The 14,683-nt window shown below is 48.3% G+C and carries 14 protein-coding genes; all 14 read left to right on the top strand.

The window, feature by feature from the left end; translation table 11 throughout:
• Positions 1 to 6: 6 nt before the first annotated feature.
• The 14 genes from ACTRXI_RS03750 (at position 7) to lysS (ending at position 14,373) form a co-directional block, all read left to right on the top strand.
• Complete coding sequence (locus ACTRXI_RS03750) at positions 7 to 459, top strand: threonine/serine exporter family protein (protein WP_022792856.1); 453 nt, start codon at positions 7 to 9, stop codon at positions 457 to 459.
• Positions 443 to 1,813 (top strand): tRNA lysidine(34) synthetase TilS, encoded by a 1,371-nt coding sequence (tilS, locus tag ACTRXI_RS03745; RefSeq protein WP_474261158.1) that lies wholly within the window; start codon positions 443 to 445, stop codon positions 1,811 to 1,813. The genes ACTRXI_RS03750 and tilS overlap by 17 nt, the downstream gene beginning before the upstream one ends.
• Before the next feature lie 218 nt (positions 1,814 to 2,031).
• A complete protein-coding gene (gene hpt / locus ACTRXI_RS03740; protein ID WP_027847186.1) occupies positions 2,032 to 2,574 on the top strand; it encodes a hypoxanthine phosphoribosyltransferase in 543 nt (180 codons plus the stop codon).
• Between the two features lie 67 nt (positions 2,575 to 2,641).
• Positions 2,642 to 4,678 carry an ATP-dependent zinc metalloprotease FtsH gene (ftsH, locus tag ACTRXI_RS03735; RefSeq protein ID WP_474261157.1) on the top strand — a complete coding sequence of 679 codons (2,037 nt, stop codon included), beginning with the start codon at positions 2,642 to 2,644 and terminating at the stop codon, positions 4,676 to 4,678.
• A gap of 215 nt (positions 4,679 to 4,893) precedes the next feature.
• On the top strand, positions 4,894 to 5,787 hold the full coding sequence (gene hslO, locus ACTRXI_RS03730) for an Hsp33 family molecular chaperone HslO (RefSeq protein WP_474261156.1): 894 nt from the start codon (positions 4,894 to 4,896) through the stop codon (positions 5,785 to 5,787).
• Between the two features lie 109 nt (positions 5,788 to 5,896).
• Complete coding sequence (gene cysK, locus ACTRXI_RS03725; protein WP_474261155.1) at positions 5,897 to 6,829, top strand: cysteine synthase A; 933 nt, start codon at positions 5,897 to 5,899, stop codon at positions 6,827 to 6,829.
• 234 nt (positions 6,830 to 7,063) lie between these two features.
• Positions 7,064 to 8,527: an anthranilate synthase component I family protein gene (locus ACTRXI_RS03720; protein ID WP_474261154.1), complete on the top strand. Its 1,464-nt coding sequence runs from the start codon at positions 7,064 to 7,066 to the stop codon at positions 8,525 to 8,527.
• 27 nt (positions 8,528 to 8,554) lie between these two features.
• Positions 8,555 to 9,142: an aminodeoxychorismate/anthranilate synthase component II gene (gene pabA, locus ACTRXI_RS03715; RefSeq protein ID WP_474261152.1), complete on the top strand. Its 588-nt coding sequence runs from the start codon at positions 8,555 to 8,557 to the stop codon at positions 9,140 to 9,142.
• Positions 9,143 to 9,144: 2 nt separating this feature from the next.
• Positions 9,145 to 9,981 carry an aminodeoxychorismate lyase gene (gene pabC, locus ACTRXI_RS03710; protein ID WP_474261151.1) on the top strand — a complete coding sequence of 279 codons (837 nt, stop codon included), beginning with the start codon at positions 9,145 to 9,147 and terminating at the stop codon, positions 9,979 to 9,981.
• Positions 9,982 to 10,008: 27 nt separating this feature from the next.
• Complete coding sequence (gene folP, locus ACTRXI_RS03705; RefSeq protein ID WP_474261150.1) at positions 10,009 to 10,851, top strand: dihydropteroate synthase; 843 nt, start codon at positions 10,009 to 10,011, stop codon at positions 10,849 to 10,851.
• Positions 10,844 to 11,206: a dihydroneopterin aldolase gene (folB, locus tag ACTRXI_RS03700; protein ID WP_474261149.1), complete on the top strand. Its 363-nt coding sequence runs from the start codon at positions 10,844 to 10,846 to the stop codon at positions 11,204 to 11,206. Before folP ends, folB begins: the two co-directional genes overlap by 8 nt.
• Entirely contained in the window at positions 11,206 to 11,721 is a 516-nt protein-coding gene (gene folK, locus ACTRXI_RS03695) for a 2-amino-4-hydroxy-6-hydroxymethyldihydropteridine diphosphokinase (RefSeq protein ID WP_474261148.1), read from the top strand. The genes folB and folK overlap by 1 nt, the downstream gene beginning before the upstream one ends.
• A 32-nt stretch (positions 11,722 to 11,753) precedes the next feature.
• On the top strand, positions 11,754 to 12,743 hold the full coding sequence (dusB, locus tag ACTRXI_RS03690) for a tRNA dihydrouridine synthase DusB (RefSeq protein ID WP_322525259.1): 990 nt from the start codon (positions 11,754 to 11,756) through the stop codon (positions 12,741 to 12,743).
• 127 nt (positions 12,744 to 12,870) lie between these two features.
• The gene (gene lysS, locus ACTRXI_RS03685) at positions 12,871 to 14,373 is read left to right on the top strand and encodes a lysine--tRNA ligase (protein WP_474261147.1); all 1,503 of its coding nucleotides are present in this window, start codon (positions 12,871 to 12,873) and stop codon (positions 14,371 to 14,373) included.
• Positions 14,374 to 14,683: the final 310 nt, after the last annotated feature.

The following is a 14,683-nucleotide window of genomic DNA, read 5'->3' as shown; positions in this document are numbered from 1 at the left end:
ATAACGATGGCGATGTTTGCATTAGAGCTGGGCCTTTGTTTTGTCGCGACGATCGCTTTTGCGATTATTTTTAATATTCCGCTCCGGCTCGTCTGGTGGGGCGGGTTTATCGGTGTAGGTACGTGGGCGATTTATTCACTGATGCCGGTTTTAGGCCTGTCGCTCGTTTTTGCGGCGGCGGTAGCTGCATTTTTTGCTTCGTTTGTCAGCCAATGGTTTGCCCGGTTTATGAAAGTCCCGGTGACAACCTTCAGTCTCCCGGGAATCATTCCACTGATCCCTGGCAGCAGGGCGTATGAAACGATGCTTGCATTCGTACAGGAACGGTATTTATACGGACTGGAGCAGGGCGTGGAAACAGTGCTTCAGGCCATTGCAATTGCGGCTGGCCTCGTGTTCGCATTTTCGGTATTTTCTGTTGGCAAAGGGGTGGGCCAGCGTTATGAAACACATCGTTGAAGAATGGATCACCAGATGGGAAATGATACCGCCGGGAGCGAAAGTACTCGCAGCGGTCTCCGGGGGCCCGGATTCCATGGCAGCTGCGTCCATCCTGAAAAGCTTACAGAGTAAATATGAATTCACCCTGGGAATTGCGCATGTAAACCATGGCTTCCGTCCGGAAACATCGAAATCCGAGGCGCAGATGGTGCGGACGTGGGCGGAGCATCAGCAGCTGCCTTTTTTTTCGGCGGCAATGTTTATGAAAGAAACCCCTGATGAAAAGGCGACACAGGCAGTGGCCCGGAAAAAAAGGTATGATTTCTTTTTCCGCACTATGGAACATTTTGACTACAGCGTTCTGATGACCGGCCATCATGCAGATGATCAGCTTGAAACGATGATCATGCAGGCAGCTTCGGGCCGGTCGCTACTCGGTGAAGAAGGAATTGCCCCGAAGCGTGCAATGAACGGTTTGAAAATTGCACGTCCTCTGCTTGGTGTGAAAAAAACAGAAATTCTGCTCTATTGCAAAGAGCACGGCATACCTTACGTGGAGGATGAAAGCAATGCTACGGACGATTACAGGCGCAACCGGGTGCGCCGCCACGTCATTCCGGCGCTGACAGATGAATTTCCTTCAGTGCATCAGCACATGCAGAAAAAATATGAATGGCATAAAGAACAGCAAAACTATATGCGCAGCCAGGCAGGTGCTTCTCTCGATTTTTACGGAGAAAAGCTGGAACTTAATTATGCAGCTGTAAGAATGGATTTTTTTCATGAAACCCCTCTTGCTTTACAAAGGGAAACGGTTTCGCTACTATTAAATTATTATTTTTCTGCAGAAGAAACAGGTATTTCGGCTTCTTTGGTGGATTCCTGTATCAGTCTGGCTTCTGCCGCCGGCGCTTCAGGAGAGCTTCATTTACCCGGGGGGATACTGGTCCGCAAATCTTACGATAGGCTGGAATTCTTATGCAGGGGAAAATCCGGCCCTTCTTTTCCTGAACTGGTCCGTATTTCTGACTACGGTAACTACAAATACGGCCCCGGGGTCGTCAGGGTAAGTCGTGACCGTCCGGAGGATGCGGATTGGTGGGTGGCTGTCCCGGAAAGAATTCTTTCGTTCCCGATATACGTAAGACCCCCGCGCGCAGGGGACCGAATACATATACCAGGCATGAAGGAAGCGAAAAAAATTCATCGTCTGTTTATAGACGAAAAAGTTCCAAAGCATGAACGTGCGCACCGGCCCGTATTTACAGATGAAAAAGGGACTATTTTATGGCTCCCCGGCCTGCGTGCCTCCTTTCGCTATGAAAAAGAATCAGCCTATTTCGTATGGAAAAAGCACTGGGCAGGCACGTGAAATAAGAAGTGACAATTTCGGAAAATTTGTTGTGCAGGGAAGCAAATTCCCTTTATACGTGCTATGATTGAAAATGGACCATTTTTAACAATGGCAGCTTATAACATGGTTGTAATGCTTCTGTTTTGTGACTATAGTTTTATAAAATAAAACAGCGGCTGTTAAAATTCAGCCCGGATGAAAGAATGAAATTCGCTTGGGAGGGTAAAGACATTCAGATGCACGACGAAATACAGGATATATTAATCTCGGAAGAAGAACTGCAGACAAAAATTAAAGAACTGGGCACAACGCTTACGGAAGAATATGACGGGCGTTTTCCTTTAGTGATCGGAGTTTTAAAAGGAGCACTTCCTTTTATGGCTGATATTGTCAAGCGCATGAACATTCATCTTGAGATGGATTTTATGGACGTTTCAAGCTACGCCGGGGGCACGGTTTCCACTGGGGAAGTTAAAATTATCAAAGACCTGGATACAACGGTTTACGACAGAGACATCGTAATACTTGAAGACATTATTGACAGCGGGCGCACGCTTAAATACTTAATCAGCCTCCTGCAGACCCGGGGAGCAAAGTCGTTAAAAGTGGTAACGCTCCTGGATAAGCCGGAGGGACGGGTAGTGGACCTTACCGCAGACCTGGTTGGCTTTACAGTGCCGGATGAATTTGTTGTGGGCTACGGTCTGGATTACGCAGAAAGATACCGGAATCTGCCGTATATTGGTGTATTAAAGCCCGAGATTTATCAAGGCGGATGATTAGGAACAGACAAGTGAATATGATACTATTATTGCAGCTTTCGATGTATGCAGGAGGAGGTCAGGAATGAACCGAATTTTTCGTAACACTGTGTTTTGGCTTTTTTTATTCCTGGTTATTATAGGGATTATCAGCTTTGCCCAAAACGATGGTGCAGATACAAATACAATCAGCAGTACAGAGTTCAATGAACGTCTTAGTGAGAACGAATTTGCTACTATTACGCTCCAGCCCGAGGGCGGAGTTTACAATGTAACAGCTGCCACCAGTGAAGATACTGAAAATGCGGAAACGTACGAGTCGTATATTCCGATGACAGATGAATCAACACAGCAGCTGCAGACAGCACAGGGGCCTAACGGCAACGCTGTCGAATTTGATACGCAGCCGGAAGAAGAAACGAGCGGCTGGGTTACTTTCCTTACAACGATGATTCCATTCATCATTATCTTCCTTCTGTTCTTCTTCCTGCTCAGCCAGTCCCAGGGCGGCGGCAGCAAGATGATGAACTTTGGTAAAAGTAAGGCGAAGATGTACCAGGAAGACAAAAAGAAGGTGCGTTTTAAAGACGTAGCCGGTGCGGAGGAAGAAAAGCAGGAGCTTGTAGAAGTCGTTGACTTTCTGAAAGATGCCCGTAAATTCTCCAACATCGGTGCCCGTATTCCAAAAGGCGTACTTCTTGTCGGTCCTCCGGGTACAGGTAAGACGCTGATCGCCCAGGCGGTCGCCGGAGAAGCAGACGTACCGTTCTTTTCCATCAGTGGTTCAGACTTCGTGGAAATGTTTGTCGGTGTCGGTGCTTCCCGTGTACGTGACCTTTTTGAAAACGCGAAGAAAAATTCACCGTGTATTATTTTCATTGATGAGATTGACGCAGTGGGAAGACAGCGTGGTGCCGGCGTCGGCGGCGGCCACGATGAACGGGAGCAGACGTTGAACCAGCTTCTGGTTGAAATGGACGGCTTTGCCGGCAATGAAGGTATCATTATCATTGCAGCGACTAACCGTGCCGACGTACTCGACCCTGCACTTCTCCGTCCAGGACGTTTTGACCGTCAGATTCTTATCGGCCGTCCGGATGTAAACGGCCGGGAGGAAATCCTTCAGGTGCATGCGCGCAACAAGCCGCTTGCAGAAGACGTTAACTTCCGGGCCATCGCACAGCGTACGCCTGGTTTTACCGGGGCGGACCTCGAAAACCTTCTGAACGAAGCGGCGCTTGTGGCAGCCCGTGCTGATATGCAGAAGATTAGAATGACGCATGTGGAAGAAGCGATTGACCGCGTTATTGCCGGTCCTTCGAAAAAATCACGCGTTATTTCAGAAAAAGAACGTAACATCGTGGCGCACCACGAAGCAGGGCACACAGTTGTTGGTATGAAGCTTGAAAACGCGGATATGGTGCACAAGGTAACCATCGTTCCGCGCGGCCAGGCCGGCGGTTATGCAATGATGCTTCCGAAGGAAGATCGTTACTTTATGACCAAGCCGGAGCTTCTCGATAAAATTGTCGGCCTGTTAGGCGGCCGTGTGGCAGAGGAAGTTATGTTTAACGAAGTGAGTACAGGTGCTCATAATGACTTCCAGCGTGCTACAGATATCGCCCGCCGCATGGTTACCGAATACGGTATGAGTGAAAAGCTCGGCCCGCTGCAGTTTGGCTCAAGCGGCGGCGGCCAGGTATTCCTCGGCCGTGACATGCAGAACGAACAAAATTACAGTGACGCTATCGCTCACGAAATTGATAATGAGATGCAAAGAATCATTATGGAATCGTATGAACGCTGTAAACAGATTCTTACGCAGTACAAAGACCGGCTTGAGCTTGTAGCCCAAAGCCTTCTGGAGCTGGAAACGCTGGATGCAGAGCAGATCCGTTCCCTTGTTGAAGATGGCAAGCTTCCAGAGGATCACTATTCGAATAAATCGGATGAAGAGATGGGTGCTACGAAAAGCGAAGAGCAAAAGAATGAAGAGGAGCAGGCTGACCACGTCCTAAAAGATGACAGCGGTGAATCTTCTTCGGAGGAAACCTCTTCTGAAGAAACGACAACTTCTTCGGACTCGGGCTCCGACAGCGACGATACGAACCGTCGTGACTAGCATGAAAGAAAGGGTGCCTTTAAGCGGGCATCCTTTTTTGTATGCTTAAAAGAGAGCGGATGTTTTTCTCCGCACGTTCTGCGGTATAGCATAAACAGAAAGCATGCGAGCGGATTAGTTGTTTTTCAATTGGTTTTGTACAATACTATGTATCAGGTTTTCAAAGATAATATTATGATATAGAGAGCAAGAGTGGAAAGGAAGGAATTAAATCAATGAAGGATTATTTAGTAAAAGCAACAGCGTTTAATCATCAGGTTCGTGCTTACGCCGTACACACGACAGAAATGGTGGATGAGGCGGTCAGACGCCACCAGGCATGGCCGACTGCTTCGGCGGCTTTAGGCCGGGCGATGACAGCGGGTTCCATGATGGGAGCGATGCTTAAAGGCGACGATAAACTGACCATTAAAATTGAAGGGCATGGGCCGATGGGTCCAATTATTGTCGACAGTAACTCTTCGGGTGATACGAGGGGATATGCCCACAACCTGCAGGTTCACTTCGATTTGAACGATAGCGGTAAACTGGACGTAGCCCGTGCCGTCGGAACAGAAGGAACCTTATCGGTCGTTAAAGATCTTGGCATGCGGGACATGTTTACCGGCAACGTTCCGATTGTTTCCGGTGAACTCGGAGACGATTTTACGTATTACTTTGCGAATTCCGAGCAGCTGCCTTCGTCTGTCGGTCTTGGAGTGCTTGTCAACCCGGATAACTCTGTAAAAGCAGCAGGCGGGTTTATTATTCAGGTTCTTCCTGATGCAGAGGAAGAATATGTAGTGCGCCTTGAGCAGCAGATACAGCAGATGCCACCGGTCTCCAAGCTGATTGAACACGGTAAAACCCCGGAGGAAATTCTTCATATTATCCTCGGTGAAGAAGTGAATGTGCTCGATACCCAGCCGGTTCAATTTTCCTGCCAGTGCTCCAAGGAGCGGGTGGAAAATGCGATTATTTCTCTTGGCACCGACGAGCTCCAGGATATGATTGAAAAGGATGGGGGAGCCGAGACAACTTGTCACTTTTGTAACGAGGTCTATCACCTGGATGTGGATGATCTGGAGCGTTTGAAAGAGCGCACCTCTGAAATTGAAAACCGCTCCTAGATTATTTATGCGCCTTTTGATCTACAGATTGACAGAAGTTGACCAAATTGGTACGATTAAATTATAATAAAACCAATAAATTTACTTGGTGTTTGAAGGAGGAGCATGAATGAAGGCTGCAAATAACGTTACAGAACTCATTGGAAATACTCCCGTAGTAAAACTAAACCGTTTAACCGGGGAAAATGATGCAGATGTTTATTTGAAACTTGAGTATATGAATCCAGGAAGCAGTGTTAAAGACCGTATTGGTCTTGCTATGATCGAAGCTGCTGAACGGGATGGCCGTTTAAAAGAAGGGGATACAATCGTTGAACCAACAAGCGGTAACACAGGCATCGGCCTTGCGATGGTAGCTGCTGCCAAAGGCTATCCGGCGGTGTTGGTAATGCCGGAAACAATGAGCATGGAGCGTCGCAATCTTCTTCGTGCATACGGTGCGGAACTGGTGCTTACACCAGGACCTGACGGCATGGGTGGTGCGATTTCTAAAGCGAATGAGCTTGCTGAAGAAAAAGGCTACTTTATGCCGCAGCAGTTCGAAAACGAAGCCAATCCGAAAATCCACCGTGAAACTACCGGCCGCGAACTGCTGGAGCAGATTGACGGGCCGATTGATTCCTTCGTTTCCGGAATCGGGACTGGTGGCACGATTTCCGGTGCAGGCGGCCTTTTGAAGGAGCACTATCCGGAGATGCGTATTGTAGGTATTGAGCCGGCAGATTCCCCAATTTTAAACGGCGGAAATAAAGGCCCTCACAAAATTCAGGGCATCGGTGCCGGTTTTGTACCGGGTACGCTGAATACAGACATTTACGATGAAGTAGCGGTAGCAACCACGGAGCAGTCGTTTGAATATGCCCGCCGCGCTGCCCGCGAGGAAGGCATTTTGGGCGGTATTTCTTCCGGATCGGCTATTTATGTGGCTCTTCAGGAAGCGAAAAAGCTCGGCAAAGGCAAAAAGGTCGTGACTGTTATTCCTAGTAACGGAGAGCGCTACTTGAGTACGCCTCTTTACCAGTTTGAAGACACTGTAGACTGAGATAAAAAACGTTTAAAAGTCCGTACCCTCAAAAAGGGACGGGCTTTTTTTATGGAAATAGCTTTAATGAGGCGCTTTGGTTTATTTGGAGTGAATGGAAACGAAAAAGGGTAATGAAGCAAACGCAGCGTTCTGATTGTTTTTTTATAAAAAATTTCGTAGACTTGGTAGAAATGTAAAGAGAATTTTCTGTAAAAAAAGAGAGAATTGGATGAAACCGGGGGCATACACATAATGGATGAGCGACTGGCCCGAGGGCCTCAAGCAGGAGAATCATATACACAGACTACGACGTCGTTTTTTCAGACGAATGACCAGTTTTTTCAGGCGTTCGACTTTCTTGCCAGGGAAGAACCTTACCATGTGCTGCTTGAAAGTGGACGTCAGGGCGAACTCGATATCGCTGGCCTTTGCCCCTTTGCGGTAGTGGAAGGGAAAGATGGAGAGACGAGCCTTCATAGACATGGAAGTACTGAAATGCATGCAGGAGATCCACTTGAAGCATTGGCAAAATGGATGGAGCCGTACAATCTTCCAGAGGATCCGGATCTGCCGCCGTTCCAGGGGGGAGCGGTAGGCCAGATAAGCTACGATTATGTACGTTATATTGAACAGCTGCCGGAACTCGCGGTGGATGACCTTAGGATGCCGGATGCGTATTTTCTACTGTATGACCTGTTTTTCATTCATGATAAAAAAACCGGGAAAACGTGGGTATGGCATTTACATGCTGAAGGGGAAGACGCCGTTAAATTCGTCGAGAAATGGAAAAAAACATGGATGGAGGCGGCAGAAAGGTCTGCCGGACAGGAGCGTTCAGAATCGAAGGGGGCTGTATCTGCCGAAAAGTCGGTGCCCTCCTTTTCCGGGGAATTGTTCGGCGGAGCAGTAGAGCAGATTAAAGAGTATATTGCTGCGGGGGATGTCTTCCAGGTGAATTTATCCACTCGCCAGACACAACTTTTGCATACCTCTGCCTTTCATATTTATCAAAAGCTGAGAGAGCTGAATCCTTCCCCCTATATGGGCTATATGCATACACCGGACTGGCAGACGGTCAGTGCCTCCCCGGAGCTTCTGGTTAAAAAACGGGGTGCGGAGGTGTCCACCCGCCCGATTGCTGGAACCCGTTCGAGAGGGAAGGACGAACAGGAGGATATGGCGCTTGAACAGGAGCTGATGGGCACGGAAAAAGAGCGGGCCGAGCATGTCATGCTTGTCGATCTTGAAAGAAATGACCTGGGCCGTGTCTGCCGCTATGGTTCTGTAAAAGTGGATGAATTAATGGCAGTGGAAAGGTATTCCCACGTGATGCATATTGTCTCTAATGTAAGAGGAATACTTGCTGAAACAGAGCAGGTGTATGATATGATAAGGGCAGTGTTCCCGGGAGGGACGATCACCGGTGCTCCGAAAGTACGGACAATGGAAATTATTGAAGAGCTCGAGCCGGTACGCCGGGGTTTTTATACAGGAGCGCTTGGCTGGATCGGCTACAACAAGGATGCAGAGCTGAACATTTCTATCCGCACCATGCTTGCCAAGGACGGGTACGCCCATGTTCAGGCAGGGGCCGGGATCGTTATCGACTCTGATCCAAAAGCAGAATACAAAGAATCAATCAAAAAAGCCAAAGCGTTATGGGAAGCGAAAAGACAGAGTGAAGCAGAGGCCGGCATCACCCACGAGCAGAGCTGAGACTAGAATAGAAAGGAAGATTTTCGCATGATTTTAATGATTGATAACTATGACTCGTTTACGTACAACCTCGTGCAGTACCTCGGAGAAATGGGAGAAGAACTCGAAGTGCGGCGCAACGACCAAATCACGGTGGAGGAGATTGCCCATTTGAATCCCGATATTCTGATGATTTCCCCGGGGCCCTGCAGTCCGGATGAGGCGGGGATCAGCGTCGAAGCGATACGCCGCTTTGCCGGTGAAATCCCGATTTTTGGTGTCTGCCTCGGCCATCAGGCGATTGCGCAGGCTTTTGACGGCGATGTTGTACGGGCGGAACGGCTGATGCACGGAAAAACATCGGAGATCCACCATGACGGTGTGAGTATTTATACCGATCTTCCAAATCCATTGACGGCTACAAGATACCACTCGTTAATTGTGAAAAGAGAAACACTGCCGGACTGCTTTGACATCACCTCTGAAACGGACGCCGGGGAGATTATGGGTATTCGCCATCGCACCCTTCCTGTGGAAGGAGTGCAGTTTCACCCTGAATCGATTATGACCGGTGAAGGGAAACAGATGCTCAAGCGCTTTGTGGATCGGCACCGGCAGTCGGAAGAGGTGCTGTAGTATTGTATGTATATATAGACGGTGAGGTAAAGAAGGCGGGCGAAGCTCGTCTTTCTGTGTTTGATCACGGTTTTATGTACGGGCTCGGCTTATTTGAGACGTTTCGGGTGTATAACGGGCACCCGTTTTTGCTGAATGCTCATATGGAAAGGCTCGAAGCCGGCGCAGAAGAGCTCGGCATTGTCTTCCGCTATGAACGCGAAACGGTGGAGGGAGAAATTCAGCAGCTGCTCGACGCCAATGGGCTAGAGAATGCCTACGTACGATATAATGTATCCGCAGGGCCCGGAAGTCTGGGGCTTCAAACGACTCCCTATCTTGAGCCGGTTATTGTTATTTACATGAAGCCGCTTCCGGCAGCGGGAGCAGAACCTATGCAAAAGGACGCCTTATGGCTTCAGCTGAGGCGCAACAGTCCGGAAGGCCGGGAACGCATGAAGTCCCACCATTATATGAACAACTGGCTCGCCAAGCAGGAAATAAAAGACCGTCCGGCGGCGGAGGGTATTTTCGTCAATAGCGGGGGATATGCTGCAGAAGGCATCGTGTCCAATATTTTCTGGCGGAAAAGAGATACTTTGTATACACCGGCAGTGGAGACAGGTATTTTAAACGGCATTACCCGTCAATTTGTGATACAGTTAGCACATGAAAATGACTACACCGTGGAGGAAGGCCACTTCCTCCCGCAGGATATAGAAACGGCAGAAGAAATGTTTGTCACGAATTCTATTCAGGAAATTGCAGCGGTCCGTGCCCTTGGGGATTATTATTTTCCAAGCTATTCAGCGGCCCGGCTGCTGCACCGCCGCTACCAGAAAGAAAGAGAGAGAAAATAACAGCTGGCACGGCAGGGAGGAGAGAAAATGCGCAATCAGGTAATGCGATGGAAGAATTGGGAGCTTGATTTTTCCTTAAAAACGTTTGTCATGGGGATTTTAAATGTGACGCCGGATTCCTTTTCTGACGGAGGCCGTTACAGCGAGGTGGAGCATGCTGTCGCGCAGGCAGAAAAACTGGTGGGGGACGGAGCGGATATTATCGATATCGGCGGGGAGTCCACACGCCCCGGGGCGGCATTTGTAGAAGCAGAAGAAGAGCAGCGGCGGATTGTCCCGGTGCTCGAAGCCCTGAGGAGCCGTATAGGCGTACCTATCAGCGTGGACACCTATAAAGCGTCCACCGCCGAGGCAGCTGTTAAAGCTGGGGCGGATATCATTAATGATGTGTGGGGAGCAAAAGCAGATCCCGACATGGCCCGGGTAGCAGCTGAATACGACGTGCCAATAATTTTGATGCACAACCGGGATAATACTGAGTACCAGGATTTGATGCCGGACATGATTCAGGATATTTATGAAAGCATAGCCATTTGCGAGAAGGCCGGAGTCAAAGCAGACCGTATTATTCTGGATCCCGGCATAGGCTTTGCAAAAACCTATGAGCAGAATCTGGAAGCGATGCGGAAAATGGATCAGTTTACGTCGCTTTCGTATCCCGTACTTCTTGGCAGCTCCCGTAAATCGCTCATATCAAAAACGCTTGAGCTTCCTGCCGACGACCGGGTAGAAGGAACAGGCGCTACAGTAAGCCTTGGTATTGAACGCGGGTGCGATATTGTCCGTGTGCATGACGTAAAAGAAATGACGCGCGTAGCCCGGATGATGGACGCTATGCTCGGAGTAAGAAAGGAGCATTCGGTTGGATAAAATTCATTTACAGGGAATGGAGTTTTACGCTTATCACGGAGTGTTTGAGGAGGAAAACAGGCTCGGCCAGCGCTTTCGCGTCAATTTAGTACTCGAAGCGGATCTAAAGCCGGCAGCGGCAGAGGATGACGTAGAAAAAAGCGTTAACTATGCCGAAGCATTCGAAGCGGTGAAAGATGCCGTGGAAAACCAAACATTCCGGCTGGTAGAAACTATTGCTGAAAAAATCGCTGAAACAATATTTGCGCGTTTTGAAATCGTTAAGCAGCTTCATGTAAAAGTGATTAAACCGGATCCTCCAATTCCGGGACACTACGATCATGTTGCCATTGAAATGACCAGGGTTCGTCCGTAATGCCCCAGGTTTTTATTGCCCTGGGGTCAAACCTCGGGAAACGGGAAGAGTATTTAAAGCGGGCGGTTCAGGCTATGCAAAAGGAGAAGCAGATGCAGCTGATAAAGCTTTCCCCGGTGTATGAAACCGCACCGGTAGGGGTGGTCGATCAGCCGCATTTTCTGAATATGGTTTCTGAATGGAGCACTGATTACGGACCGGAAGAACTGCTGGAGGCGCTTCACCGGATCGAGCATGAGCTTGAGCGCATACGTGAAGAACGATGGGGGCCGAGAACGGTGGACCTTGACATTCTTATCTATGATGAAGAAAATATGAACAAGGAGCATTTAATTATTCCGCATCCCCGGTTAACTGAGCGGGCCTTTGTTCTGGTCCCCTTTTTTGATATTGCCCCCGACCGTTTTGTTCACGAGGACAAGACGGTTCGTTGGTATGTAAAAAATCTGCCAGAGAAAGAACGGGCTGACGTAGTATACTGGGGCGAGCTGTCAATAGAAAACAACGACGCGTGAAAAATAAAGACAACACATAGGAGGTTGCTGTGGTGTTAAAAATTCGTGACATAGAAATGAATAACCCGGTGGTGCTTGCTCCGATGGCAGGAGTCAGCAACCCTGCTTTCCGGCTGATTGCGAAGGAATTTGGAGCAGGGCTTGTGTGCGCAGAAATGGTAAGCGACAAAGCAATACTGCATGAAAATGAAAAATCGATGCGGATGCTCTACGTGGATGAAAGGGAAAAGCCGCTCAGTCTCCAGATTTTTGGCGGGGACAAAGAAACGATGGCCGGGGCTGCTGAAGTAGTGGATCAGCATACCAATGCAGATATCATTGACATAAATATGGGCTGTCCTGTGCCGAAAATCACTAAGTGTGATGCAGGGGCCAAGTGGCTGCTTGATCCGGATAAAATCTATCAAATGGTAAAAGCAGCTGTGAACGCAGTAGATAAGCCCGTAACGGTAAAAATGCGGATGGGCTGGGATGACGAGCACATACTGGCTGTGGAGAATGCTCAGGCAATTGAGGCAGCCGGCGGCGAAGGCGTAGCGGTACACGGGCGCACCCGGGTGCAGATGTATGAAGGTGTGGCAAACTGGGAAATACTTAAGGAAGTAAAAGACGCCGTGAACATCCCGGTAATTGGCAACGGGGACGTCTCTACTCCCCAGGACGCCCAGGCGATGCTTGATACGACTGGAGTGGACGGAGTCATGATCGGCCGTGCCGCTCTCGGGGACCCTTGGATGTTTTACCGGACAGTACAGTATTTGGAGACAGGAAAGCTTGTAGAAGAAGAACCAACTCCAAAGGAAAAAATGGATGTGTGTATCGTGCATATGGATCGTTTGATAGAGTTGAAAGGTGAAGATGTGGCTGTGCGGGAAATGCGCAAGCACGTGGCCTGGTATCTAAAGGGCATGCACGGCGGCTCTAAGGTACGGGGTAAAGTAAATGAACTGAATACACGCGATGAAGTGGCGGAAACACTATATAATTTTGTCGGTTCTACGGAAGCTCCCAGTATGGCATAAGCATTTGCACGCAGAGCGGCTTCTTCCAGGGAAGCCGCTCTGTTTATGAGTGCTGGAATAAAACTGGAAACAAAAGGTATTATATAATAGAAGAAAAAATTAAAAGCGATCTAAAGGGGAGACTACTATGAGCCAGGATCAAGAGCTGAACGACCAGTTCCGTGTACGGCGTGAAAAAAGAGAAGCGCTGATTAATGAAGGGAAAAACCCATTTGGAGAACGCTTCGCGCGTACTTATGATTCAAAAACTATGCACCGGGAGTTCGACGCCTTCTCTAAGGAAGAGCTGAGCGAAAAAAATACGGATATTACGATAGCGGGGCGCATGGTCACTAAGCGTGGAAAAGGGAAAGCAGGATTTGCCCACCTGCAGGATCTTGAAGGGCAGATTCAGATTTACGTACGGAAAGACGAAGTCGGCGACGAAGCATACGAAGGCTTTAAGGATATGGATATTGGAGACATTGTCGGGGTGCGCGGCCGTGCATTTAAAACAAATGTAGGGGAATTATCTGTGCGGGCCACAGAAGTAACGCTCTTAACAAAGGCTCTTCGCCCGCTGCCTGATAAATACCATGGACTTCAGGACATTGAACAGCGCTACCGCCAGCGTTATTTAGATCTTATTGCAAATCCCGAAGTGAAAGATACGTTTATCATGCGGAGTAAGATCATCCAATCCATGAGAAATCATTTGAACCGTCAGGGCTTTTTGGAAGTAGAAACACCGATGCTGCATACAATACCGGGCGGAGCGTCTGCGCGTCCGTTTGTTACTCATCATAATGCTCTAGACATGGAGCTGTACATTCGTATTGCGATTGAATTGCATTTAAAGCGTTTGATTGTCGGTGGCATGGAAAAAGTATATGAAATTGGCCGCGTCTTCCGGAATGAAGGTATTTCCACCCGCCATAACCCTGAATTTACTATGATGGAATTGTATGAAGCCTTCGGAGACTATGAAGATATTATGGACCTGACCGAAAGCTTGATCGTACAGATCGCAGAAGATGTACTTGAGAGTACCACGCTCCAATACGGAGACGAACAGATTGAACTCGGTAATCAGTGGAAAAGAATGCACATTGTAGACGCTGTCAAAGAAGAAACCGGCGTGGATTTCTGGCAGGAAATGAGTGACGAAGAAGCCAGAGCGCTGGCTAAAGAACATAATGTGCCTATTCGGGAAACGATGTCCTTTGGTCATGTGGTTAACGAATTCTTCGAGCACTTTGTGGAAGAAAAACTAATTCAGCCTACTTTTGTTTACGGTCATCCGCTCGCTATTTCTCCGCTTGCAAAGAAAAATGAAAAAGATTCCAGATTTACAGACCGCTTTGAATTATTTATTGTAGGACGTGAACATGCAAACGCCTTTAGTGAGTTAAACGATCCTGTAGATCAGCGGGAGCGGTTCGAAAAACAGGTGGAAGAAAGAGAAGCTGGAGATGAAGAAGCTCATATGATGGACTACGATTATCTTGAAGCAATGGAATACGGACTTCCACCAACAGGAGGGCTCGGTATAGGCATTGACCGGCTGGTGATGCTGCTAACGAACTCTGCTTCTATCAGAGATGTGCTCTTGTTTCCGCAAATGCGCAGCCAGGTTTCTCACGAAGAGTAGACAGTTTTCTGCCGGCTTTCTGACTCGAAAGCCGGCATTTATATAAAAAATTAAAAGAAAATATAAAAATGGGTTGCGTACAAATAAGAAACGATGATATATTATTTTTTGTCGCCGTAAAGAGAGCGGCGGGCTGTTCAGGCAGCTGAAAAAAGTTATTGACTTAATAACGCTCCGGTGTTAGTATATAAAAGTCGCGAAAATAACGACAGATTGTTCTTTGAAAAGGAAAGACAAGCCAGAGCCCCAATCAAAAGCAACACATTTTTAGGGCATTTCGGATGCCACAGCATCAAACTTTTTACGGAGA

It is taken from the genome of Marinococcus sp. LNHM4E3-1 (genome assembly GCF_056034405.1).
Note: the sequence above shows the minus strand (reverse complement) of the source record. Positions and strands in the feature narration are given on the sequence as shown.